Genomic DNA, 23,021 nt, shown 5'->3' with positions numbered 1-23,021 from the left:
GCGCCAAGCCGCTCCGCCCAGATATGTACATCAATCAGATAGATTAAGTGGAATGATTTGGTCAACGTGCTCGCCGCCTCATTTTTGGGCGTACGCCAATGAGGGCATGGAGCGGAGGCCCTAAGTCGCCGTGTCGTCTATTGACTGCGCCGCCAATGATGGCGGTAGGCGCTCGTAAGACCGCGACGGCCGCTGTCGGCGTCCGAGGCGTTTCAATTGAAGCTGACGGCCGGTCTCGGGCCACGTGACCCGTAACGACGGCTTCCCGAGACATATTGTAGCCTTGTCCTGGCCGCAGCGTTGCCGTAATCGAGCATCCGACGGTTCCCCTTGGGGATCAAAAGGGAACGCGGTGCGGGCTGATCGCCCGGAAGCCGCGGCTGCCCCCGCAACTGTGAGCGGCGAGCGCTTCGTCATCGGCCACTGGGTCTTTCGAGAACCTGGGAAGGCGACGCAAGCGCGGCGACCCGCGAGCCAGGAGACCTGCCGTCGCGTGTGATCTGTCTCGCGGGCGGGGTGTCCGGCGGGGCGCTCCGGCCGCGGGCGCCTCCGTGGTTGCGGGGACGCCTTCGTTCGCCCGACGCGATCTGCGTTCGGGGTCCAATGAAGTCGTCTCGTCACGGACACGTCGTCTCGCTTCCGCGGCCCGCGCCGCCGCCGTTCGACGCGGTCGGCGCGAGCCCCATCGATCCGCTGGCGCTGTACGCCGGCGGCATCGACACGTCCGATTATGTGGCGGGCGTGGGCGGCGCATTGCGTCGGCTCATTCCCTCCGTAGGCGATCTTCTGGACCTCGGCGCGGGTGGCGGTCAGCTTGGCGCGGCGCTGCGCCAGCAGGGCCGGCGCTGGACGGCGGTGGAGCCGTCGGCCTCCATGAGGGACAGGCTGGCGCGCCTCGATCCGGCCCCCGAGATCGTCGCCGCCGGCTGGGAGAACGCCAGCGTCGCTCCCGCCGACACCGTGCTGGCCGCCAACATGCCGGCGCCGCTGACTGAACCGGCGTCGTTCCTGGCCCGCTGCCGAAACCTCGCCCGGCGCCGCGTCGTCTGGGTCGTGCCGGCGCAGAACGGCCCGCGCGGCCTCTGCCTCGCCGGCTGTCTGCCGAGGGAGTGGCACGGCGAGGACGAGACCCCCGGCGTCGACATCGTCATGGCGGGCCTCGCGCCCGCCGACAGGACGCCGGTCACGGCCGAGATCGGCTGGACCTTCTCCCTGATCGTCAGCGATCTGCCGCGGCTCGCGGCCTATCTCGCCGGCCGTCTTGGCTGGCCCGAGGCCGACCCGCGCCGGCCCGTCCTTTTCAACCATCTCGCGGCCCAGGCGCGGCCGGAGCAAGGCGTCCTGCGCCTTTCCGTTCCGCGCCGCTCGGCCATCCTGATCTGGAGTCTGACATGACCGTTCGTCGCCCTCTCGCGCTGATCGGCGCCGCGGCCGCGCTCGCCTGCGGCGCGGCCGATCCCGCCCGCGCCGACGACGAAGCGATCGTGCTGGACGACATCGTGGTCACGGCGACCGGCCGTCCCGAGGCGCGCAAGAACGTGGCCGGCACGGTGCAGGTGCTCGACCGCGAGAAGATCGAGCGCTCCCAGGCGAGGTCGATGACCGATCTCCTCGCCGAGAACGCGGTCGGCTTCTTCAGCGAATGGACGCCGGGGCAGACCTCGATCAACATCCGCGGCGGCGCGACCGACGGACAGGGCAAGGATTTTCGCAGCCAGGTTCTGGTGCTGATCAACGGCCGCCGCGCCGGCACCGCCAATCTGTCCAAACTCTCGCCGGCGGACGTGGAGCGGGTGGAGATCGTCCGCGGCCCCGCCTCCGTGATCTACGGCAGCCAGAACATCGGCGGCGTGATCAACGTCATCATGAAGACCGGCCGCACCGCGCCCGGCGTCAGGCTGGAGGCGTCCGGCGGCTCGTGGGGCCTGCTGCAGGGGAGGGCGCAGACGGGCGGCGTCTATGAAAGCGTCGATTGGTATGTGGGCGTCTCTGGCGGCCGGCGCGGCGACTACCATTCCGGCAAGGGCGGAAGCCGGATGGACAACACCGCGTGGAAAAGAGGCGGCGCCACGGCGGCGCTTGGTCTTCAGCTGAACGAGGACCATCGCGTCGACGTCATGGCGCGCGCCGACGGCGTCTACGACGTCGGCTTCCGGGGATCGGGGGCCAACGAGCACAGCGAGGAGGACCGCTACAACCGCTCGCTGGACCTCGCCTGGAGCGGACAAATGCCGAGCGGCCGCGTGCGCTGGAACGCGCAGACCTATTTCGTGCAGGACGTGGACGACTTCCATTGGGCTTCGCCGGTGATCCGCGGCTCCGACGGCAGGCCGGTGCCCGGCGCCGCGCTCGACCACAACAGGCGCGAGCTTGAAATTTTTGGCGCGAAGCTCCAGCCGAGCGCGACGCTCTGGACCGGCAACGACCTGCTGGTGGGCTGGGACTGGGAGACGAGCAGGCTGCGCTCCGACCGCTACCGCGTCGGCGTTCCGGGCAATCCGCTCGCACAGGTCTCGCCGCAGGACAACAACCAGACCGAGCGCGTCCATTCGCTCTACGCCGAGGATTCCCAGAAGCTGCTCGACGACCGCCTGACCCTACGCGCGGGCGTGCGCGGCACATGGGGCGAGACCAGTTTCGACCGGACGCCGAACCTCGCCAACCAGCTCACCCGGACGGAGGAGTACGACGCCGTGACCTATTCGCTCGGCGCCACCTTTCAGGCGACCGAGCGTCTCGTCCTGCGCGCCGGCCACTCCACCGGCTTCCGCGCGCCCACGGCCACGGAACTCGCGGCCGACTTCAACACCCTGGGCGGCGGCCGGATTTTCGGCGATCCGAACCTCGATCCCGAAACCAGCAGTCAGGTCGAGATCGGCGCGGCCTATGGCGGCGACGGCTGGAACCTGGACGCGGCGCTGTTCCAGAACGTGATCGCCGATCGCATCACCACACGGCTGCGTTCGGACAATTCCAACACGTCCGACTACGTCAACAATTCCGGCGATATCGTCGTGCGCGGGCTGGAGCTGCAGTTCGACGCCAACCTGCTGCGCCTTGCGGGCCGCGAGGCCGGCCCGTGGTTCTGGACCGGCTACGCCAACGGCGCCTGGAACTTCCACATGAAGGACAAGGGCGCGTCGGCGACCGCCAACACCGACCGGCCGCAGCGCATGTACCGGACCCAGGCCGCCATCGGCACGCGCTTCGGACAGACCGGGGTCGCCTACGACTGGTCGTTCCAGGCGCAGGGCGTGCTGCGCGGGCCGATGTGGTACGACACCGAAGAGAACCTGGTCGCGGGGGCCGAGCCGACCCGTAGCTACATCCATCGCAAGGGATCGTTCATGGTCTGGAACGTCCGGGGCGACGTCGAGGTGGCGAAGGGCGTGTCTCTGTTCGCCGCGATGAACAATGTGTTCAACAAGAACCAGCATCCGATCTTCATCGGTCTCGACAAGCAGCCCTATCTGCTGGACGCCGCGCTGGCCAATGGCGGCCGGGGCACCTCGATGCCGGGCCGCGAGGCGATCGTCGGCCTCACCGCCCGGTTCTGAAGCGCATGCCGCGGCTGGCCGTTCTCTTCCTGCTGATCGCGGCGTGGTCGGCGCCCGTGGGAGCGGAGCCCATTACGATCGTGGACGCGGCCGGCCGGACGGTGACGCTGCCGGACGCGCCCCGGCGCATCGTTCCGATCTTCTCCTCCAACGCCGAACTGGTCGCGGCGCTGGGGCTGGCCGACCGCATCGTCGGAGTGGAGGCGTTCACGCGCTATCCGCCGGAACTCGCCGCGCGACCAAAGGTCGGCGGCCGGCTTGGTTTCTCCGTCGACGCCGTCGTGGATCTCGCCCCGGACCTCGTCATCGTGACGCCCGCCCGGCAGGCCATGCACCAGCTCGTGTCGCCCATGGAGCGGCTCGGCGTGCCGGTGATGGTCTTGCTGGCCCGCGACGTCGACGAGGTGCTCGTCAATCTCCGTCTGGTGGGACAAGCGACCGGCGAGGCGGCCCGAGGCGAGGCGGTCGCGGCGGCGCTGGAGGCGCGGCTCGCCACGGTGTCGCGCGCCCGCGCGGGGCGTTACGCCCCTCGCGTCGCGCTGATCACAGGCGCGGTCGGCGCCGGCCTGGTCCTGCTCGCGCGCGCGGACACCTACACCGGAGACGCGCTCCGGCGCGCCGGAGCGCGTCTCGCGATCGAAACCAAAGCGCCCGTGCCGCAGGCCTCGGTGGAGGCGATCGCCGCAGCCGACCCGGACGTGCTGCTGTTCGCGGGGCGCCGCGAGGATCTGGACGCCCTGCTGGGCCGGCCGGGCTGGAACCTGCTGCGCGCCGTACGCGAAGGCCGCGCCCATGTGGTGTCGCGGGCGGAGTTTCTCATTCCCGGCCCGCGAACCGTCGACGGCGTCGAGAAGCTCGCGGCTCTGCTCGACGGCGCTTCGCGGTGAGAGCCGCGGCGCTGCTTGCGGCCGCGGGCCTGGTCGCGATGACCTTCGCCCTTTGCGCCGGGCATGACTGGGCCTCCCCGGCCGCGGTCCTGAGGGCCGTCGTCGGCGACGACAGTCTGCGCGGCCGCCTGCTGACGGAATGGCGGATGCCGAGGGCCTTCGCCGCGGCGCTGGTGGGCGGGCTGCTGGGCTTGAGCGGCGCGATTTTTCAAGGCGTGTTCCGCAATCCTCTCGCGGAGCCTTACCTTCTGGGCGCGTCTGGCGGAGCGGCCATCGGCGCCACGGTCGCGCTTCTCGTGCCGCTTGGCCTGCCCTCGGGCCCGACGCTGGCCGCGCTGGCGTTTCTCGGCGCCTGGGGCGCGACCTGGCTGGTCCTGTTCGCCGCGGCGGGCGGAGGGCGCCTCGACGCGGCGACGCTGCTGCTGGCGGGCGTCGCCGTCGCGGCCATTCTCGGCGCGGTCCGTTCTTTCCTCATGCTCGCCCTGTCCGACGACGCCGTAAATCTGCAGGTCGTGCTGAGCTGGACGCTGGGCGGCATCCAGACGCCGGATTGGCCGGGGCTCGGCGTCCTGGCTGTGCTCACAGCGGGAATGATCGCGGTCTCCGCCATGCTTGCGCGGGGGCTCGACCTGCTCAGCCTCGGCGAAGGCGAGGCCCGCGGCGTCGGCCTGTCGCCTGAACGCTTTCTGGGCGCGGCGGTGCTCGTCGGCGCGGCCGCGGTCGCCTGCGCGGTCGCCTGGGGCGGGCTGGTGGCGTTCGTCGGCCTCATCGCGCCGCATATCGCCCGGTGGACGGTGGGCGTGCGGCACGCCCGGCTGCTTCCCGCCTCCGCGGCCGTCGGCGCCAGCCTCGTGCTCGTCTGCGATGGGCTGGCGCGCGCTCTGCTCCCTCCGGCGGAAATCCCGCTTGGCCTCGTCACGGCCGTGGCGGGCGGGCCGTTCTTCCTCGTGCTCCTGCGCAACCGGCGACGGGCCTGACGTTTCTCAGGCGCGGAAGGGGATCTCGACCCGGCGCGGGTGTCAGCCCGCCGGCTTCGTGGCTTCCCCTACAGCCATCTCGCGCAGCGCGGCGCGGCTCGCCTTGCCGGTCGGCCCGAGCGGGACGGCGTCCCGGATCACGAGGGCGTCCGGGACCTTGTAGCGTTCGAGCCGCCCGGCGAGCCAGTCGCAAAGCTCGCCGGCGGTGGCCGCAGCTCCGTCCCTCAGGACGGCGGTCGCGTGGATGCGCTCGCCAATCCGTTCGTCCGGAACGCCCGTGCAGAGCGCGGCCGCGACATCCGGGTGGCGCAGCAGCGTGGACTCGATCTCGGCGGGATAGATCTTGTTGCCCGCGCGCGAGATGACCTCTTTGATCCGCCCGACGAGGCGCACCTCGCCGTCCGGATCTTCGACCGCGAGATCGCCGGTGCGGAACCAGCCGTCCGCGAAGGCCGCCGCCGTCAGCTCCGGCTCGCCGAGATAGGCGGCCATGCCATGCTCGGTCCGGATCTGGAGTTCGCCGGACCGGCCCTTCGAAACCGCGGCGCCGTCCTCGTCCAGTATCCTGTAGCGGACGCCGCCGGTCGGTCGGCCGATCCATGCGCCGCGCGGTTCGCCCGCGGTCGAGATCGAGCAGAAGTCGGCCGCGCCGGTCTCGGTCAGCCCGTAGCAGTCGAAGATCCGGGCGCCCGGCCAACGGACGACCGTGGTCTCCGACAGCACGGCGCCGAGCGGCTCGCCGCCGCTGACGATCGTCCTCAGCCGATCGAGCGGGCGCGGCCCGTGCTCCATGGCGCGCAGCATTGAGGGCACAACGCAGAGCGCGGTAGCGTCCCGCAGATGAAGAGCGTCGAAGACCTGCGGCGAGAACTTCCGGACGAGCGAGACGCTTGCTCCCGCGCAGAGCGCTAGGAACGCCGTCCACTGGCCGAAGATGAAAGTGAGCTGCAACGGGATCGCGACGACGTCGCCGGGACCGAATGGCATCACCGGCTCGAGCGCCGCGAGCTTGCCGGCGAAGCCGCGATGGCGGATCACCACGCCCTTCGGAGCGCCGGTCGTGCCGGAGGTGAAGACCACCACCGCGGCGTCGTCGAGCTCGCGCCGCGGCGCTGGCGCTGGGGCGTCCTGCTCGAAGAGCGTCTCGCCACGCTCGACCACCACACGCGCGCCAAGCGACGCGCGCACAGCCGTCCACGTGATCTCGGACGCCGAGACATGGACCGGCGCGACGACGCCGCCCGCCATCCAGACGCCGAGGAACGCCGCGAGATCGAGACTGCGGTTACCGACCACGACGAAGACCGGCTCGTTCTCGCCAAGCCCGCCGCGCCGCAGCGTCGCGGCGATTTCATGCGCGGCCTCAAGGAGTTCGGTCGCCCGAAGCGGCGCTGCGTCTCCGTCCTGGACCACGCCCGCGCTGCGCGCGAGCCTCGTCTCCAGAAAGCGAAGCAGCGCCCGCGCCATCAGGCGTCGAACCTCGCGTCGCGCCAGGCGATCGCGGCCCTCATGCCCTTCTCGCGGGCGACCGCCATGAAGTCCCGTTTGTCCACCGAGCCCTCGCCCTCGATCGCGAGGTCGATCTCGAGCGCGGCCTCCAGCGCATCGAGCATGCCGCGCGCTTCGAGTTGGCGATTAAGGGCTCGCTTGGTTTCGCGCACGACCATCGGGTCGATCACAGCGATGCGGCGCGCGAGCGCCAGCGCGGCCTCGTCCAGCCCGGCGTCCGCCACGACGCGGTTGACCATGCCGATCTCTCGGGCGCGTTCGGCGGAGATCCGATCCTCGCCCGTCAGGATGATCTCTTTCGCGAGTTTCGGCCCGACGATCCAGGGCAGCAGCATCACGACGATACCGGCGCCGAACTTCAGCTCCGGCTCGCCGAAATAGGCGGTTTCCGACGCGATCGTCATGTCGCAGGCGAGCGCCAGCTCGCAGGCCCCCGCCATGCAGGCGCCGCGCACGGAAGCGATCGTCGGTTTCGCCGAGCGCCAGAACCGCATCGGCACGTCGAAATCCTTGCGCAGGATCGGGCGCCAGTCGGCCACGCCGGTCGGTCGGCGCTCCATCTGGTCCTTGAGGTCGAAGCCGGACGAGAAGTTTCCGCCTTCCCCCGTCACCACAACAGCGCGGACGGTATCGTCAGCCTCGGCCGCGTCCATCGCAGCCGAAATCTCGTCGAGCATCTCCGCGCTGATCGCATTGGCGCGCTCGGGCCGGTTCAGCGTCAGCCGCGCGACCGGCCCCAGAACCTCGTAACGGATCGTCCGGTAGTTCATCGAACGGCCTTGAGCGGGAGAGGAAATGGACGCCACCCGCGGGAGGAACGCGGATGGCGCCGGCGCCGGACGACGATCGAGGGTTCGATCGCCGCCCGGCGATTCTCAGTTCATGGCGCGGATCGCGTCGAACTTGTCCTGGCCGAAGCGCTTGGCGAAGATTTCGTTCGCTGGCGCGAGCTTCTCGACGAAGGCCGCCGTATCGACCGTTTCGACGATCTGCATGCCGCCTTCCTTCAGCTTGGCGAGGCCGCTGGTCTCGTACTCGTCGACCGCGGCGCGCTGGGTCGCGACCGCCTTGGCCACAGCCGCCTGCACGATCGCCTTGTCGGCGTCGGAGAGCTTGCCCCAAGTCGCCGACGACATGGTGATCACGGTCGGGGCGAAGACGTGGCGCAGCAGCGTGCCGTATTTCTGCACCTGGAAGAACTTGGCCGAGAGCACGTTCGAGATCGGGTTGTCCTGGCCGTCGACGACGCCCTGCTGGAGGGCGGCGTAGAGCTCCGGCCAGGCGATCGGGGTCGGACGGGCGCCGAGCTGCTTGAAGGCCGCGATGTGGATCTCGTTCTCCTGCACGCGGATCGTCATGCCGACGAGGTCCTCGGGCTTCAGCACGGGCTTCTTGTTGTTGGTCAGCATCTTGAAGCCGTTCTCGCCGTAGCCGAGGCCGACAAGATCCTTGTCCTCGAACTTCGCGAGCACGTCCTTGCCGATCTGGCCGTCGAGCACGGCGCGGGCCTGGCGGGTGTCCTTGAACAGGAACGGGACGTCATAGAGCAGCACTTCGGGCACGAAGTTGCCCATGATCGAGGTGCCGGTCATGGCCATGTCGACCGTGCCGAGCTGCAGGCTCTCGACGATCTCGCGCTCGCCGCCAAGCGCGCCGCCGGGGAAGATGTCGACCTTGATCTTGCCGGCGCTTTCCTTCTCGACGAACTCCTTGAAGGTCGTCGCGGCCGCGCCGAAGTGGCTGCTCATCGGGTTGACGAAGGCGTATTTCAGGGTGGTGGTCTGGGCCACCGCCGGAGCCGCGAAGCCCATCAGCATGGCCGCGGCGACAAAAAGGGCTTTCATCTGTGCTTCTCCGATCGTGGGACGTTTGGACTTCAGTGCGCTTCCCGTTCGGCCGCCGGCTTGTCCCCGCGGGCCATGGTTCTTGAAGGGTCAGGCGACGCGGAACCTGTCGACGACGCCCATGTCGGGATCGAAGCCAAGGCCGGGCCCGGTCGGGACGGCGAGCTTGCCGGCCTTCGGCAGCATCGCGTCGCCGTACAACTCGGCTTCGAAATCGAAGTAGAGGCGCTCGAGCAGCGGCGTCGCGCGCTGCGCGGCGTTGATGTGGACGGTCGCAAGCTGGCCCGGCCCGAAGATCGCGCAATGCGGAATGAACTCGATCGCGCTCGCGTCGCAGAAGGCCGCGATCTTGAGGAGCTCCGTCACGCCGCCGGTCTTGGCGACGTCGGGCTGGGCGATGTCGATCGCTTGGGCGTCGGCCATCGCCACGAAGTCGCGCAGCGATCCCGCGTTCTCGCCAAGCGCGATGCGATGACGCCCCGTCGCCCTGATCTTAGCAAGGCCGCGATAGTCGTCCGGCGGGAAGATCGGTTCTTCCAGCCAAAGCAGGTTCAGCTTCGAAAGCCGCGCGTCCATGGCGAGGGCTTCTGAAACCGTCCACGGGCAGTTGACGTCGAGCATGACAGCGGCTTTGTCGCCCGCTTCCTCGACGGCCGCCGCGACCTCCTCGAACTTGATGTCGTGCAGCTTGACGTAGCGGTAGCCCTCGCTGATCGCCTTGCGCGTCGCCTTGGCGACGCCCTCGGCCGAGCCGTAGCGCAGCAGGCTGGCGTAGACCTCGACGTCCTTCGCGAAGGGACCGCCGATCAGGTCGACGAGCGGAAGCTTGGCGGCCTTGCCCGCGATGTCCCAGAGCGCGATGTCGACCGCCGAGATCGCGTACATGGTCGGGCCGACGCGGCCGAAGTTCTGCAGGCCGAATTCGAGCTTGTGCTTGATCTTCGAGATGGCGTTCGCCTCCTCCCCGATGATCACGGGGAAGATGCGGGTCTCGATGAGGCTCCTGAGGGCCACGTCCTCGGCCCGCGAAAACGCTTCGCCCCAGCCGACGAGGCCGGTGTCGGTCTCGATCCGCACCAGCATCACGTCGAACGTGTTCTTCGGATTGCTGGTGAAGCTCCAGACCGGCAGGCCGCCGCTGTCGAACGGGATGGTGACGAGGATGCATTCGGCCTTGGCGATCCGGCCGGCGGCCGAAGTCGCGCTCATGTCCGCGCCGCTACGCTGGGCGATGTTCACGTCGATACTCCGAGGGGTCATGCGAAGGGCGCTCATTTGGCGCCCATCAGGTCAGGCAGGCCGGTGCTGAGCACGGGCACGAAGGTGAGCAGCAGCAGCACGAGGATCTGGATCGCGAGCATCGGGTAGATCTCGCGGTTGAGATCGGCCATCCGCACCTTGGCGATCATGCCGGTGACCGCGAGCAGGCTCGCGACCGGGGGCGTGATCATCCCGAGGTTGAGGTTCACGATGACCACGATGGCGAAATGCGTCGGGTCGATGCCGAGCGCGGCCGCCATCGGGGCGAGGATCGGGGCGACCACCAGCACGCCCGGCAGCGGCTCGATGAAGATGCCGAACAGCAGCAGGAAGACGTTGACCGCCAGCAGGAACATGATCGGCGACAGGCCGAGCCCCTGGATCCAGGCGGTGAGCACCTGCGGCGTCTGGGTATAGGTCAGCATCCAGGCGAAGGCCGAGGACGCGGCGATGATCAGCAGGATCGCGGCGCTCATGAAGGCGGTGCGCGCGATGAGCTGCGGCAGCATCGACCAGCTGATCGTGCGATAAATCGCCATGCCGCAGAACAGCGCGTAGAACACCGCGATCACGGAGGCTTCGGTCGGCGTGAACGCCCCGGAATGAACCCCGACCACGATCAGCGTCGGCAGCAGCAGCGCGGGGATCGCGCGCCAGCTCGTGCGCAGGATCTCGTTGAGGCCGGGGGGCTCGCCTTCGCCCCGGAAGTCACGGCGGTGGCTGGCCCAGGCGTTGTAGCCGATCATCGCCGCCGAGATCATGAGGCCCGGCACGACGCCCGCCATGAAGAGGCGCAGCACCGAGACGCCCTCGTCGGCGAGCGCATAGAGGATCATGACGATCGACGGCGGGATGATCGGCCCGACGATCGAGGCGGCCGCGGTGAGCGCAGCCGCATAGGCCGGCGGATAGCCGGACTTGCGCATCATCCGGATCAGCAGCGAGCCGGGGCCGGCGGCGTCCGCGAGCGCGGAGCCCGATATGCCGGAGAAGAACGTGATGGTCAGGATGTTGGTGTGCCCGAGGCCGCCGCGCTTGTGCCCGACGAACATCGACGCGAAGCGCAGCAGCACTTCAGCGAGCGCGCCGCTCGTCATCAGTTCGGCGGCGAGCAGGAAGAACGGGATCGCCATCAGCGGAAAGCTGTCGAGCCCCGAGACCAGCTTCTGCGTGACGGCGATCGGATTGAGGCCGGCGCCGAGCACCGCGGTCAGGGTCGCCGCGCCCAGCGCGAAGGCGATCGGCACGCCGAGCGCCAGAAACAGGACCAGCCCGCCGAAGAGAACGCCGGCCGTCATGCCGCGGACGCCTCTTCCGGATCGAGGTCCTCGGACGCCTCGAAGGCGCCGTCTCGCACATACGGCACGAGGATCATGAGGAGGTGCCAGACGCTGAGGCCGAAGCCGACCGGAACGGCCATCGCGACATAGGCGAAGGGGATGTGCAGCACGGGCGTCGTCTGCCGCCAGGAACGCGCGACGTAGCCGAGGCCGGCCCAGACCATGTAAAGCGCGAAGCCCGCCACGATCGCCACCACCACGACACGCAGCGCGCGCGCCGCCGCGGGCGGGACCGCGACATGGAGATTGTCGACCGCCACATGGCCCCCGAGCCGCAACACCGGCCCGACGCCGATCAGGCAGAGCCAGATCATCAGATAGCGACTGAGCTCCTCGGCCCAGAGGATCGCGTCGTCGGTGAGGTAGCGCAGCGAGACGCTGACGAAGACCATCACGGCCATGGCGGCGAGCGCCGCGATCATGAAGGCGCGGTTGACGCCGAGCACCGCCCGGTCGACCGCGCGCACCGCCGAAAGCGCTGAGCCCGCCGCTCTGCTGCCGGCCGCCGCCGTCACGCGGCGCTTCCGACGCCGCCGGGGCGGGAAAGGGACAAGCCGAAATCCGTCATTGGAAGGTCCGAAGCCAGATTGTTGACAATCAGACAATTGGCTGTGGAAGCTCAGGTCAAGCCCAAAAGGCGGGCGACGCTGATCATGAACGCGTCATAAGCCGGGAGTTTGAACTATTATGATTGGCTGGCCGAGACAGGTTTCGCGGGCTCATAAGAGACGGCGAACAATCTTGATTGTCGACAATTTCATGGGCGATGGTGTACCCATCGAGTCGGGGCACGCGGCTTTGCCGCAAGGACGGCGGCATGACGGGACTGAGCGCTCTTAAGGCGCCGAAAAAGGTGAGCCTCGATCGTGCGGCGGCCGAAAGCCTGCGCAGCGCGATCGTGAGCGGCGCTCTCGAGCAGGGCTCGCGGCTGACCGAGGTCAAGCTCGCCGAGCAGTTCGGCCTCTCGCGCGGAACGGTGCGCGCCGCGCTCCAGCGCCTCGTGACCGAAGGGCTCGTGGTGCAGCGGCCCTATAGCGGCTGGGACGTCGCGGCGCTGAGCGCCGAGGACGCCGAGGAGCTGTCGGCGCTGCGTTCAAGCCTCGAAGCGCTCGCGGCGCGGCTCGGCGCGGAGCGGATCGATGCCGACGGCCGCCGCGCCGTCGAGGCGGCGTTCGAGGCGCTGCGGGTCGCGGCCGAGAACGGGCGCGTCGACGAACTGGTCGACGCCGATATGGCGCTTCACCGCACGCTGGTGGCGCTCTCGGGCAATCGCCGCCTCGGCGACCATTACGACATGATCGCCAATCAGGTGCGGCTTTACATCGCCTCTTCGACGGTCGTGGTGAAGAGCGCCCCGACCGTGGTCGAGCGTCACTTCGATCTGATCGATCCGGTCCTCAGAGGCGACGTCGCAGGCGCCGAAATCGCGGCCAAGGCCCACAGCATGCGGAGCGGCGCAGAGATCGTGGCCTATCTCCGCGAGAAAGGCCGGGAGAAAACGGAAAGCCCCCTGGAAATCCGCACGCCGCTCTGACGTTCGCCGGCGCCCTCCCGTCATTCAGCCGCGCCGCGATGGCGTCAGCCGTGAGCGGAGGGAGGTCGTTCCTGTTTGTCCCGTCCGATCCGGGAGCCGCCGTCCCGCGACGACAGCTCTGGTAGCAAGGCCTCGAGCGTAGAACGGGACGCCTGCACGCAGGTGTGGGCTTTGAAGACCCACCCCCATCCGCTCCGCAGACGGACGCAAGAGCCGGCTTTGGCGGAAAAAGTTTTGGCCGATGTCCCAATCGCCGCCCTCCGATCGTGAACCTGTTGAGCGGGCGAAACGGACGCCGCTCGCAGGATCAGATGGCGGCGCGCGGGAGCCGCCCGAACCGGGGGGTTCTCATGTCTGCGCAGACGCTGACGCGTTCGATGTCGAAGAGGTCGGGAGGGCGGCGGCTCGCCGTGTTGGCCGGCGCTCTTCTCGCGACCACGATGGGGGCCCCATCCGCCGCCCGCGCGGAGGCGCCGCCGGCGCGCGCCTCCGCGGATATGATCGCCATCCCCCCAGGTCCGCTGACGCAGGCTCTCAACCGGCTTGCCGCGCAGGCGAACCTCCTGATCCTGTTCGACGCCAAGCTGACGCAGGGGCGGACGACCAAAGGCGTGAGCGGCCGCCTGACGTCCGAGCAGGCGCTGTCCGCGTTGCTCGCGGGGACAGGGCTGCACGCGAGCTTCGCCGGCGTGGACAGGGTCGTGCTCACCACCGAGAGCGCGCCGGCCCCGGCGGCCGCGAGCGGGGAGGCGGGCGAGGACGCCATCGCCCTCGAACCGATCACGGTCTACGGGGCCAAGACCACGACCAACCTTCAGGACACGAGCTCGAGCGTCGGGGTGGTGACGGCGTCGGAGATCGAGGACGGCCAGATACGCACCTTACAGGAGTCGTACCGGCGCCTCGGCAACGTCATGGACGCCGCCTTCGCCAACTCCGGGTTCGTCATCCGCGGCATGAGCTCGGAAGGCTTCACCCCGGCGGGCGCGCCGTTGGGCTCGCTCTACGTGGACGGCATCCTGCAGACCCGCTACAGCGCGCGCTTCGGCGCCCGCAACCTGTGGGACGCGGAGCAGGTCGAAGTCTATCGCGGGCCGCAGACGACGCTGAGCGGCCGCGCCGCCACCGCCGGCGCGATCTACGTGCGCACGAAGGACCCCACGTTCCAGCCCGGCGGCGAGGTCTCCGCGACCGTCGGCAACAACGCGACCATCGGGTCGGCCTTCGTGCTGAATGCGCCGGTCGTCCAGGACCAAATCGCGGTCCGCGTCGCCGGCGCCTTCGAGCGCGGCAAGACCACGATCGACTATCCGAGCTACCGACACTTCAAGAATTACGACGACTTCCGGACGGAGATCAGCCAGAGCGTCCGGGCCAAGGTTCTTTTCGAGCCGAAGGAGCTGCCGGGAACCCGGGCGATCCTCAGCTACTCCTTCTCGAACGACCGTCCGAACGAGCGGTTGATCGGCGCCGGGGCCGGCTTCGATCTCGATGACGAGCGCGGCGACTGGCAGGCCTTCCCCACCTACGCCGAGTTCCGGCAGATCAAGGTGCACAATCTCGGCCTCGAGGCCTCACACGAGATTACGGACGCCCTAAAGCTGACGTCGCAGTCTGGCCTGAACTACGGACGGACGCGGCGCCTTTCCATCGACACGGGGACGGAGGGCCTCGCCGACGGCATCGACGGCACGGTCAAGGACACCCTGTTTTCCCAGGAGCTCCGCCTCAATTACGAGCATGATCGCCTGAAATGGGTCGCCGGCGTGTTCGGCAGCTACCAGCACTACGACTCCGTATTCGGCGCCGCCATCGTGCCGTATCTCGAGCTCGCCGAGGACTTCGACCGCAAGACGACCAACTTCGCGGCCTTCGGCGAGGCGACCTACGAGGTGCTTCCCACCTGGCATGTCACGCTGGGCGGCCGCGTGGACTACCTGCGCGAGAAGACCGTCCAGAAGGGCGCCGACACCTACCCCTATGGCGGAACGCCCGCTCCCTACGACGACCGCGCCGCATTTGACGAAGTCAACTTCGTGCCGAAGGTCGGCCTGTCGAAAGACGTCGCCGAAGGCCACAAGGTCGGCGTGGTCTATGCGGAAGGCTTCCGCACCGGCGGTTACTATCTCGATTCCGAGACACGGGAATCCAGATACTATGACCCGGAAAGAGCGCGAAATTACGAGGTGTTCTACAAGGGCCGTTTCCTCGACGACCGGCTGATGCTCAACATGAATCTGTTTTTCACCAAGTACAAAGATCAGCAGATCGAAGTGCTGTCCGATCCGAGCAGGCCGTGGCTTCGCGAGACGGTGAACGCCGCGTCGTCGCGCTCCTGGGGCTTCGAGATCGAGCCGACCTTCAGGGTCAGCGAGCGGCTCAGCGTCTACGCGTCGCTGGGTTACCTGAACACCAAGTTCGAGGACTTCACGCACGCGAGCCACGGCGACCTATCCGGAAAACCGTTCCCGGAGGCGCCGGAATGGTCCCTAGGCTTCGGCGGCCGCTACCAGTTCGAGAACGGCGTCTACGTGGGCGGCGACGCCAAGTACACCTCGAGCTACCTCAGCCGTCTCGAGGTCGGTCCGCCCGATCGGGTCGACCCCCGCATCATCGTCAACGCCCAGGCCGGCTACCGGAAGGACAACTGGGAGATCAACGCCTTCGCCGAAAACCTGCTCGATGAACGCTACCTCACCTTCATCGAGCGCGACGCGTCGCCACGCTACGGCACGCTTGGGCCGCGCCGATCCGTCGGAATGAACGTCAAGGTGAAGTTCTGACGTCGAAGAAGGCGGAGCCGCACGGCTCCGCCTCGACTGTTCGATCGGCGCAGAAGGACGTCCCCGAAGATCACAGCGGCGCCGATGGTCTTCAGGGCGACGTGCTGCTCGTGGTGGTGAGCGGGTACGATCCGTCGCAGGGCGACAGGCTGACGGCGGAGACGTTCGCCAACCCGCATCTGGAAGATGCTCCCCACAGTGCGGCCGGCGAAGTGCTGGCCGACCGCTGAAGACCGGAGCGCCCAACGGGGAGCGGATTCTTCGTCTGGGCGCCGACGGGCTCGATCGCGTGTTGCAGCGTGGTCACTCGCGCGGTGTTTGGCGCTTGGGTCGCGTGCGATCGCCAAACGGCCCGCCGTCGAAAAGCCGAGTGGGATCAAACGATCGCCCGTTCGTCTCAAGCCTTGTTTCTTTGTTCCGGGCGTCTGTCTAGACTCGTTCTAAGTCATTGTTCTTGCGCGTGTTTTGCTTGAGCGCCAGTATGCGCGACGCAGACGGGCGGCGGTCCCTCGCTGCGAACCCGCCGTGGACGAAGACGAAGCTATGCCAACACTGACGGGCTCAGCGCCCCGCGTGAGCGACCTCGACGGCGCCGAGCTTCTCAACCGGGCGATCGAAGATTACTACCATGAGATCGTCGCGGCGGCGGCGCGTCGAAGCGGCGTCAACGCCTTCGACATCGTGCACGACCTCTATCTCAAGCTCGCGGCCCAGCCGGGCGTGCTGCGCGACAAGCGCTCCCTCAAAGCCTACCTCTGCCGCGCGGCGGCCAATCTGGGCATCGACCGCTTCCGCCGCGACCGTTTCGAGGCGGCGCTGTTCTCGGGGGGCGAGCATGAGGCCTCGCTTGTCGCCGAAGACGCATCGCCGGAGCGCATGCTGGAGGTCGAGGCGCGCATCGCGATCCTGCGGGGCGCCATAGCCGAACTGCCGGCGCGCCGGCGCGCGGTGTTCATCCTCCACCGTTTCCACGGACTGACGGCGGATGACATCGCGACCCGACTTAACATCACCCGCAACATGGTCGACCGTCACCTGCGGCAGGCGCTGTCGCATTGTCTGGAGCGGCTGGTGGCGGTAGAGATCGAGCTGGCCGTCTGGTCGTGGAGCCGCTGATTTTCAGCCGTCTGATGGTCGCGCTTGCGCTCCGCGTACGTCCCGGGGACGGCCGTTCGCTCGTCTTCAAGATGAGAGGAAGGACGAGAGGCGGACCCCATGGGGGACACTCGCGCGACGCGCTCGCAGCGAAAACTGTATGATGAAGCCTCCGGCTGGGCGCTGAAACATCGCGAGGGCGGACGCGCCGGAGCGGACGACGCCGATTTCATGCGCTGGCTCGAGGCGAACCCGGACGGGCGGCGCGTCTATGAGCTCGCGGAGCGTCTCATGGCGGACGCGCCCATGGCGATCGGGTCGGATCCGGCGCTGCGGGAGTTCGGGACCGATCCCCGTCCGCGGATCAAGCCGATCGTGGCCGCCGCTCTCGCGCTGTTCCTCTCCGGCTCTCTCTTCGTGATGTTGGACGGACCGATGCGGCTTCGCGCGGATGCGATCGCCGGAACCGGAACGACGCCGACGCTGACGCTTTCCGACGGCACGATCGTGCAGCTCAACGCCTCGTCCGCCATTGCTGAAGATTACGATAGCGGCCGCCGGATCGTGCGGCTTCTGCGGGGGCAGGCGTTCTTTGACGTCGCGCCCGATCCCGCACGTCCCTTCACCGTGGAGGCCGGGCAGGTCCGCGTGACGGCCCTCGGCACGGCTTTCGACGTGCGTCTGGGCGCGACCGAGACAGACGTGACGGTCACGCACAACGCAGTTCAGGTCGAGCTCCAAGACGGCGCGGCCGGCCCGGCCCGGATCGGGCAGAACCAGCAGGCGGTGATCGACCGTGAGACGCGAACGGTCCGCAGCCGGGCCACGGACGGAGATCTCGCGCTGGCGTGGCGGCGAGGGCGGCTCGTCGTGGACGACGCGCCGCTGGCCTATGTGATCGAGGAGATGGGGCGCCACTTTTCCGGTCGGATCGTCCTTTCCGGCGGCGGCTTGGCGCAGCGGCGGGTGAGCGGCACGATCGCCATCGCCGACACGGACGCCACGCTGGAATTTCTGAAACAGTCTCTCGGTATCGGCGTGACGCGCCTTGGCCCGCTCATCATAATTCACAGCTGATCCCGGCGCGCCCGATAGATATTTATCGAGCGGCGCGTCGTCGTTTAGCGCGGGAAGCGACGCGCGCGTCCGACAGGCTGATGGGCGCCTGCCGCAAGTCAAAGCTGACTTTGCGAAGGCCCGCCCCGACCAAAAACAAGCCCCGCCAACGCTTGACCCTGGTGGCTCGCGTAGCGTCGCAGTGCGCCAAAGCGGCCATCCAGACTCCAGCCAAAACGGACGTTCAGGCCTGCGCGGTTCTGGAGCCTTGAGCGGTCCGACGGAGCCATCCGCAGAACGATCGGACCGCGGGATCGTCCGCAAAGCTCTCCGGCACGTAGGCGTAATAGCTGCGCGCCGGCAGCGCGGGCTGGTCAAAGGGGACGACGAGCCGTCCCGCGGCGACATCGTCGGCGACAAGCGCGGTCGGTCCCATGGCGACCCCGACGCCGTCGAGCGCCGCCTGGAGCGTCAGGTAGAAGTGCTCGAGCGTGATGGAGCGAGCCGGCTCAAGATCCGGGACCCGCGCCGCCACCAGCCATTGCGCCCAGACGCCCGGCAGCGTCGCGGAATGCAGAAGCGTGTGTCGGGCGAGATCCTGCGGACATGAAAGAGGCTGGCGATCGATCAGCGCCGGGCTGCAGACCGGAATCCGTGTCTCGGACAGGAACGCCTGGGCGACGTGGCCCGGAACCAGGTCCGGGCCACCCCGGATCGCGACGTCATAGGGGTCCTTCAGATCGGGAATCCGGGCGTTCGACGTGGTCAGGCGCACCTCGAGATGGGGATGCGCCATCTGGAACGCGGACAGTCGGGGGATCAGCCAGCGCAGCGTGAAGGTCGCGAGCGCGTTGACCCGCAGCAGCCGCGACGAGCGCTGCTCGATCTGCCGGGCGGTCGCGGCGGCGATCCGGTCCAATGCCGGGCCGATCTCGCCGAGGTAGGCGGCTCCGCGCTCGGTGAGCGTGACGCGCCGATGGCTCCTCGCGAACAGCGCGTGTCCCAGCCAGTCCTCGAGCAGGCGCACTTGCCGGCTGACGGCCCCATGGGTGAGGCCGAGCTCCTGCGCGGCCTCGGTGAAACTCTGCCGCCGCCCCGCTGTCTCGAAGACGCGCAGCGCGTTCAGCGGCGGAAGGCGGCGGCTCATCTGCGTCAGTTTTCCTCACATGAAACGTCAGGATAACTCGTTTGTCGCGAGGTCTTCCAGCGGGCAACGTGTGAGTCACCTTCTCACGCTAGCCTCCTGCGCACGCATCCCGATGACCGTTCTGGACGCCCCCGATCGACGTCGCGCGAACCGCACGCTCGCCGTCTCCGGCCTGCTGCACGCCCTGCACGACGGCTACACCGACCTGATCTATGTGCTGCTGCCGATCTGGCAGGCCGAGTTCGGTCTCAGCTACAGCCTGCTCGCGGTGCTGCGTGGTCTCTACGCCGGGGCGATGGCCGCTCTGCAGGTGCCGGCCGGCCGTCTCGCCGAACGGATCGATGGGCGCGTGATCCTCGCGGCGGGCACGGTCCTGGCCGCGATCGGCTATCTGCTGGCCGGCCTGTCCGGCGGCGCGCTGGGGCTCTGCGCGAGCCTCGCCTTGTCGGGCGCCGGATCGAGCGTCCAGCATCCCGTGGCGTCGGCCGCGGTCTCCCGGGCTTACGGATCTGCGGCGCGAGGGCCGATCGGGACCTACAACTTCACGGGCGATCTCGGGAAGGCCGCGCTCCCGGCGCTCACCTCGCTGCTGGTCGTCGCAATGCCCTGGCGTCATGCGCTTTGGCTCGTCGCGGCGCTTGGGCTCGTGATTGCGGCGACCGTCGTGATCATGCCGAAGATCTCCGCGCCGAAGGTTGAGGGGGCCGCGCCGTCCGGCGAAGGCCGCGGGGGCTTCCGGTTGCTGTGCGCCATCGGCGGGCTCGATACGGCCGCCCGGATGGGCTTCCTCACCTTCCTGCCCTTCATGCTGCAGGCGAAGGGCGCGGGCCTGCCGGCGATCGGTACGGCGTTCGCGGTCGTGTTCATCGGCGGCGCGCTCGGAAAGTTCGCCTGCGGATGGCTCGGCCAGCGGGTCGGCGTGCTGCGCGCGACGCTGCTGACCGAGGGGGCCACGGTCTGCCTTATCGTCATGGCGATGGCGGCCCCTCTGGGCCTCGCTTTCGCGCTTCTTCCATTCGTCGGAGTAGCGCTCAACGGGACGTCGTCCGTTCTCTACGGAACCGTGCCGGAGCTCGCGCCGACCGGTCGGGTCGAGCACGCCTTCGCGGTCTTCTACACCTTCGTCATCGGCGCGGGGGCGGCCGCCCCGGTGCTCTATGGCGCGCTCGGCGACGTCGGCGGCTGGTCATGGGGCATGACGAGCGCCGCGGCGACAGCGCTGGCCACCCTGCCGCTCGCCATTCTGCTGGCCCCACGCCTGACGGCGCGTTGACGCGCCGCTTCTCGATCCGGAGGTTCGAACATGGAGACCGCCGCCCAGGCGCCTGTCATTCTGATCACGGGCGGAGGCCGCGGCGTCGGCGCCGCGACCGCCCGTCTCGCCGCCGCGCGAGGCTACGACGTGGCGATCAGCTTCGTCGCCGACGAGGCCGCCGCTCGCACGGTGGCGGCGGACGTCGAGACCGCCGGTCGCCGGGCGCTGGCGATGCGCGCGGACAGCGCCGACCCGGCCCAGGTCGCGGACCTTTTCGCGGCCACCGACCAGACCTTCGGTCGGCTCGACGTGCTGGTGAACAACGCCGCGATGCTCGCTCGCCAGTCCCGGCTGGAGGATCTCGGCTTCGAACGCATGCAGCGCATCTTCGCCGTGAACGCGATCGGCCCGATCCTGTGCGCCCAGCAGGCCGCGAGGCGGATGTCGCATCGCCATGGCGGCCGGGGCGGGGTCGTGATCAATGTGTCCTCCGCGGCGGCGCGGCTCGGCAGCCCCGGAGAATATGTCGACTACGCCGCCTCGAAGGGCGCGCTCGAGACCTTCACGACCGGTTTCGCCAAGGAGGTCGCGCGCGAGGGAATCCGAGTCTGCTGCGTCCGCCCCGGGCACATCTACACGGACATGCACGCGAGCGGCGGTGAGCCGGGCCGGGTCGACCGAGTGAAGGACACGATCCCGATGGGACGTGGCGGCCAGCCCGAAGAGGTCGCGCGAGCGATCCTGTGGCTCGCGGGCGAAGAGGCGTCCTTCGTCACGGGCGCGTTCCTGGACGTGACCGGAGGAAAGTGAGGCGTCGGACGCCCCGACCTGATCCGGTGGCTCGCTGGATCAGGTCGGGATCGCGCTGTCGTGGCGCGGCGGGATAAGTGTCGTCCTCTCCCGCGTGGCCGCGCAGGACGGACGGTGCGCGATAAGCCGGTCATTCGAACAGCGAGACGCACCAGTAGCTGCAGGCGGAGATCGTGGCCGCAGCCGGCATCGTCAGCACCCAGGCGACCACGATGTTGCTCGCGACGCCCCAGCGGACGGCGGAGGTCCTCCGCGCCGCTCCGACGCCGACGATCGCGCCCGTGATCGTGTGCGTGGTCGAGACTGGAACGCCAAGCCATGTCGCGCCGAACAACGTCAGCGCGCCGCCCGTCTCCGCGCAGAAGCCCTGCATCGGCTTGAGCCGCGTGATGCGCGAACCCATCGTGTGCACGATCCGCCAGCCGCCCGAGAGCGTGCCGAGGGCCATCGCGGCCTGGCAGGACAGCACGACCCAGAGCGGCACGTGAAACTCGCCCGAGCCGTAGCCGGACGAATAGAGCAGCACCGCGATGATCCCCATGGTCTTCTGCGCGTCGTTGCCGCCGTGGCCGAGCGAGTAGAGCGAGGCCGAAACGAACTGGCCGATGCGGAAGGTGCGGTCGACCATGAAAGGCGTCTGGCGCAGGAACGCCCAGGTCACCGCGAGCACGAGCAGAAGCGCGAGGACGAAGCCGACCGCCGGCGACAGCACGATGGCGGCCGCAGTCTTCAGGAGGCCCGCCCACACGATCGACGACAACCCGATCTTGGCGAGGCCGGCGCCCACGAGTCCGCCGATCAGCGCATGGCTCGACGAGGAGGGGATGCCGAGCCGCCAGGTCAGCAGATTCCAGACGATCGCGCCGATGAGGGCGGCGAACACCACGCCGGGGGTGACGATGTCGGCGTCGATGATGCCGCGCCCGATCGTCTCGGCGACATGCAGGCCGAAGAACAGGAAGGCGATGAAGTTGAAGAACGCCGCCCACAGCACGGCGTAGCGCGGACGCAGGACGCGCGTCGACACGATGGTCGCGATCGAGTTCGCGGCGTCGTGCAGACCGTTCAGGAAGTCGAACGCCAGCGCCACCCCGATGAGGGCGATCAGCAACGGAAGCGAGAGAGCCGCGTCGCCCACGGTCAGACGTTCTCGACCACGACGCCACTGATCTTCTTCGCGACGTCCTCGAAACGGTCCACCACGTCCTCGAGCCCGTCATAGATCTCGCGGCCGATGATGTAGGCCATCGGGTCGGTCTGGCCGACGGTGCGGAACAGCTCCTTCACGCCCTGATCGTGCAGGTCGTCGGAGCGGTTCTCGATGGCGATGATCGTCTCGGCCAGCACGACGAGCCGGTCCGCGTCTCGCCCGAGCGACGAGAGCAGCGGTATCGCTTCGGCGGTCAGGCGAGCGGCTTCGACGATGGTCACGCCGATCTCCTGCATGATCGGATCGAAGGTCCTGAGCTCATAGAGGGTGACCGCCTTCACCACCTTGTTCATCTCGTCAATGGAATCGTCCATCGCCTGGATGAGTTCGGCGATGTCCGCGCGGTCGAAGGGCGTAACGAAACTGCGGCGCAGCGCCTGCTGGACCTCGCGCGCGACTTCGTCGGCCAAGTTCTCTTGGCGCACGACCTCCGCCGCGTGGGCCGGCACGCCATCGCCGCCTTCAAGCATTTTCTGGAAGGCGGCGGCGCCGGAGACCAGGATCTTCGAGTGCTGCTCAAAGAGCTCGAAGAACCGGTCCTCCTTCGGCATCAGTCGGCGGAAAAACGTCAGCATCAGGCCTCCGGCGCGTGAGGGCCCTAACTGGACCAGCCCAGACGGATCGCAACTACGTCATCGGCGTTCCGATGTCGCCGACGAAAACCAACTTCCCCCCAAAAGCGCGCCGAAGGGGGCTATCCTGGCGATGGCGCGGAGCGCACGGGAATGCGCGGATCAGACTGATCCAGAAGTGGACG

At 68.6% G+C, this 23,021-nt stretch carries 20 protein-coding genes and 1 riboswitch; of the genes, 11 read left to right on the top strand and 9 right to left on the bottom strand.

All coding sequences use genetic code 11. The features are described from left to right. Window positions 1–304 precede the first annotated feature (304 nt). A riboswitch (cobalamin riboswitch) is annotated at window positions 305–505 on the top strand. Window positions 506–603: 98 nt separating this feature from the next. Genes ACFSCV_RS16535 through ACFSCV_RS16520 form a run of 4 tightly spaced genes read left to right on the top strand, consistent with a single transcriptional unit; the run spans window position 604 to window position 5,421 of the window. Beyond that, the gene (locus ACFSCV_RS16535; protein WP_378800661.1) at window positions 604–1,395 is read left to right on the top strand and encodes a methyltransferase domain-containing protein; all 792 of its coding nucleotides are present in this window, start codon (window positions 604–606) and stop codon (window positions 1,393–1,395) included. Further along, window positions 1,392–3,557 (top strand): TonB-dependent receptor, encoded by a 2,166-nt coding sequence (locus tag ACFSCV_RS16530; protein ID WP_378800660.1) that lies wholly within the window; start codon window positions 1,392–1,394, stop codon window positions 3,555–3,557. The genes ACFSCV_RS16535 and ACFSCV_RS16530 overlap by 4 nt, the downstream gene beginning before the upstream one ends. A gap of 5 nt (window positions 3,558–3,562) precedes the next feature. Continuing rightward, window positions 3,563–4,444, top strand: a complete 882-nt coding sequence (locus ACFSCV_RS16525; protein ID WP_378800659.1) for an ABC transporter substrate-binding protein — start codon at window positions 3,563–3,565, stop codon at window positions 4,442–4,444. Beyond that, the gene (locus tag ACFSCV_RS16520) at window positions 4,441–5,421 is read left to right on the top strand and encodes a FecCD family ABC transporter permease (RefSeq protein WP_378800658.1); all 981 of its coding nucleotides are present in this window, start codon (window positions 4,441–4,443) and stop codon (window positions 5,419–5,421) included. The genes ACFSCV_RS16525 and ACFSCV_RS16520 overlap by 4 nt, the downstream gene beginning before the upstream one ends. A gap of 42 nt (window positions 5,422–5,463) precedes the next feature. Here the strand turns inward: ACFSCV_RS16520 and ACFSCV_RS16515 are convergent, their stop codons facing one another. The 6 genes from ACFSCV_RS16515 to ACFSCV_RS16490 form a co-directional block, all read right to left on the bottom strand. Continuing rightward, on the bottom strand, window positions 5,464–6,888 hold the full coding sequence (locus tag ACFSCV_RS16515) for a class I adenylate-forming enzyme family protein (RefSeq protein ID WP_378800657.1): 1,425 nt from the start codon (window positions 6,886–6,888) through the stop codon (window positions 5,464–5,466). Beyond that, entirely contained in the window at window positions 6,888–7,700 is an 813-nt protein-coding gene (locus ACFSCV_RS16510) for an enoyl-CoA hydratase/isomerase family protein (RefSeq protein WP_378800656.1), read from the bottom strand. Before ACFSCV_RS16510 ends, ACFSCV_RS16515 begins: the two co-directional genes overlap by 1 nt. Before the next feature lie 105 nt (window positions 7,701–7,805). Then, complete coding sequence (dctP, locus tag ACFSCV_RS16505) at window positions 7,806–8,774, bottom strand: TRAP transporter substrate-binding protein DctP (protein WP_378800655.1); 969 nt, start codon at window positions 8,772–8,774, stop codon at window positions 7,806–7,808. A gap of 90 nt (window positions 8,775–8,864) precedes the next feature. Beyond that, entirely contained in the window at window positions 8,865–9,983 is a 1,119-nt protein-coding gene (locus ACFSCV_RS16500) for a mandelate racemase/muconate lactonizing enzyme family protein (protein ID WP_378800654.1), read from the bottom strand. A 62-nt stretch (window positions 9,984–10,045) separates the two neighbouring features. Continuing rightward, window positions 10,046–11,332, bottom strand: a complete 1,287-nt coding sequence (locus ACFSCV_RS16495; RefSeq protein ID WP_378800653.1) for a TRAP transporter large permease — start codon at window positions 11,330–11,332, stop codon at window positions 10,046–10,048. After that, on the bottom strand, window positions 11,329–11,889 hold the full coding sequence (locus ACFSCV_RS16490; RefSeq protein ID WP_378800652.1) for a TRAP transporter small permease: 561 nt from the start codon (window positions 11,887–11,889) through the stop codon (window positions 11,329–11,331). The genes ACFSCV_RS16495 and ACFSCV_RS16490 overlap by 4 nt, the downstream gene beginning before the upstream one ends. A 338-nt stretch (window positions 11,890–12,227) precedes the next feature. On the opposite strand from ACFSCV_RS16490, the gene ACFSCV_RS16485 reads away from it, so the two are divergent. The 5 genes from ACFSCV_RS16485 to ACFSCV_RS16465 all read left to right on the top strand — a co-directional run bounded on the left by ACFSCV_RS16485 (window position 12,228) and on the right by ACFSCV_RS16465 (window position 17,863). Next, the gene (locus tag ACFSCV_RS16485; protein WP_378800651.1) at window positions 12,228–12,908 is read left to right on the top strand and encodes a GntR family transcriptional regulator; all 681 of its coding nucleotides are present in this window, start codon (window positions 12,228–12,230) and stop codon (window positions 12,906–12,908) included. A gap of 497 nt (window positions 12,909–13,405) precedes the next feature. Further along, the gene (locus ACFSCV_RS16480) at window positions 13,406–15,691 is read left to right on the top strand and encodes a TonB-dependent receptor (RefSeq protein ID WP_378800650.1); all 2,286 of its coding nucleotides are present in this window, start codon (window positions 13,406–13,408) and stop codon (window positions 15,689–15,691) included. A 101-nt stretch (window positions 15,692–15,792) separates the two neighbouring features. Further along, window positions 15,793–15,921: a hypothetical protein gene (locus tag ACFSCV_RS16475; protein ID WP_378800649.1), complete on the top strand. Its 129-nt coding sequence runs from the start codon at window positions 15,793–15,795 to the stop codon at window positions 15,919–15,921. 313 nt (window positions 15,922–16,234) lie between these two features. Next, window positions 16,235–16,807: an RNA polymerase sigma factor gene (locus tag ACFSCV_RS16470; RefSeq protein ID WP_378800648.1), complete on the top strand. Its 573-nt coding sequence runs from the start codon at window positions 16,235–16,237 to the stop codon at window positions 16,805–16,807. A gap of 99 nt (window positions 16,808–16,906) precedes the next feature. Further along, window positions 16,907–17,863, top strand: a complete 957-nt coding sequence (locus ACFSCV_RS16465) for a FecR family protein (protein WP_378800647.1) — start codon at window positions 16,907–16,909, stop codon at window positions 17,861–17,863. A 223-nt stretch (window positions 17,864–18,086) separates the two neighbouring features. Here ACFSCV_RS16465 and gcvA read toward each other — a convergent pair whose 3' ends face one another. Continuing rightward, window positions 18,087–18,989 carry a transcriptional regulator GcvA gene (gene gcvA / locus ACFSCV_RS16460; protein ID WP_378800646.1) on the bottom strand — a complete coding sequence of 301 codons (903 nt, stop codon included), beginning with the start codon at window positions 18,987–18,989 and terminating at the stop codon, window positions 18,087–18,089. Between the two features lie 112 nt (window positions 18,990–19,101). Between gcvA and ACFSCV_RS16455 the strand changes: the two genes are divergently transcribed. Both ACFSCV_RS16455 and ACFSCV_RS16450 read left to right on the top strand, forming a co-directional pair. Beyond that, the gene (locus tag ACFSCV_RS16455; RefSeq protein ID WP_378800645.1) at window positions 19,102–20,262 is read left to right on the top strand and encodes an MFS transporter; all 1,161 of its coding nucleotides are present in this window, start codon (window positions 19,102–19,104) and stop codon (window positions 20,260–20,262) included. A 30-nt stretch (window positions 20,263–20,292) separates the two neighbouring features. Then, window positions 20,293–21,054, top strand: coding sequence for an SDR family oxidoreductase (locus ACFSCV_RS16450; protein WP_378800644.1), 762 nt, complete (start codon window positions 20,293–20,295; stop codon window positions 21,052–21,054). Between the two features lie 130 nt (window positions 21,055–21,184). Here ACFSCV_RS16450 and ACFSCV_RS16445 read toward each other — a convergent pair whose 3' ends face one another. Next, window positions 21,185–22,192, bottom strand: a complete 1,008-nt coding sequence (locus ACFSCV_RS16445) for an inorganic phosphate transporter (protein WP_378800643.1) — start codon at window positions 22,190–22,192, stop codon at window positions 21,185–21,187. A gap of 2 nt (window positions 22,193–22,194) precedes the next feature. Then, a complete protein-coding gene (locus ACFSCV_RS16440; protein ID WP_378800642.1) occupies window positions 22,195–22,839 on the bottom strand; it encodes a DUF47 domain-containing protein in 645 nt (214 codons plus the stop codon). Window positions 22,840–23,021: the final 182 nt, after the last annotated feature.

The organism is Methylopila henanensis, assembly GCF_042681025.1.
Classification (GTDB): domain Bacteria; phylum Pseudomonadota; class Alphaproteobacteria; order Rhizobiales; family Methylopilaceae; genus Methylopila; species Methylopila henanensis.
Note: the sequence above shows the minus strand (reverse complement) of the source record. Positions and strands in the feature narration are given on the sequence as shown.

Coding starts and splice junctions, on each gene's coding strand:
- ACFSCV_RS16495 (WP_378800653.1), bottom strand. CDS start 11,332: ATGACGGCCGGCGTTCTCTTCGGCGGGCTGGTCCTGTTTCTGGCGCTC.
- ACFSCV_RS16440 (WP_378800642.1), bottom strand. CDS start 22,839: ATGCTGACGTTTTTCCGCCGACTGATGCCGAAGGAGGACCGGTTCTTC.
- gcvA (WP_378800646.1), bottom strand. CDS start 18,989: ATGAGCCGCCGCCTTCCGCCGCTGAACGCGCTGCGCGTCTTCGAGACA.
- ACFSCV_RS16465 (WP_378800647.1), top strand. CDS start 16,907: ATGGGGGACACTCGCGCGACGCGCTCGCAGCGAAAACTGTATGATGAA.
- ACFSCV_RS16510 (WP_378800656.1), bottom strand. CDS start 7,700: ATGAACTACCGGACGATCCGTTACGAGGTTCTGGGGCCGGTCGCGCGG.
- ACFSCV_RS16470 (WP_378800648.1), top strand. CDS start 16,235: ATGCCAACACTGACGGGCTCAGCGCCCCGCGTGAGCGACCTCGACGGC.
- dctP (WP_378800655.1), bottom strand. CDS start 8,774: ATGAAAGCCCTTTTTGTCGCCGCGGCCATGCTGATGGGCTTCGCGGCT.
- ACFSCV_RS16500 (WP_378800654.1), bottom strand. CDS start 9,983: ATGAGCGCGACTTCGGCCGCCGGCCGGATCGCCAAGGCCGAATGCATC.
- ACFSCV_RS16455 (WP_378800645.1), top strand. CDS start 19,102: ATGACCGTTCTGGACGCCCCCGATCGACGTCGCGCGAACCGCACGCTC.
- ACFSCV_RS16535 (WP_378800661.1), top strand. CDS start 604: ATGAAGTCGTCTCGTCACGGACACGTCGTCTCGCTTCCGCGGCCCGCG.
- ACFSCV_RS16480 (WP_378800650.1), top strand. CDS start 13,406: ATGATCGCCATCCCCCCAGGTCCGCTGACGCAGGCTCTCAACCGGCTT.
- ACFSCV_RS16525 (WP_378800659.1), top strand. CDS start 3,563: ATGCCGCGGCTGGCCGTTCTCTTCCTGCTGATCGCGGCGTGGTCGGCG.
- ACFSCV_RS16450 (WP_378800644.1), top strand. CDS start 20,293: ATGGAGACCGCCGCCCAGGCGCCTGTCATTCTGATCACGGGCGGAGGC.
- ACFSCV_RS16515 (WP_378800657.1), bottom strand. CDS start 6,888: ATGGCGCGGGCGCTGCTTCGCTTTCTGGAGACGAGGCTCGCGCGCAGC.
- ACFSCV_RS16530 (WP_378800660.1), top strand. CDS start 1,392: ATGACCGTTCGTCGCCCTCTCGCGCTGATCGGCGCCGCGGCCGCGCTC.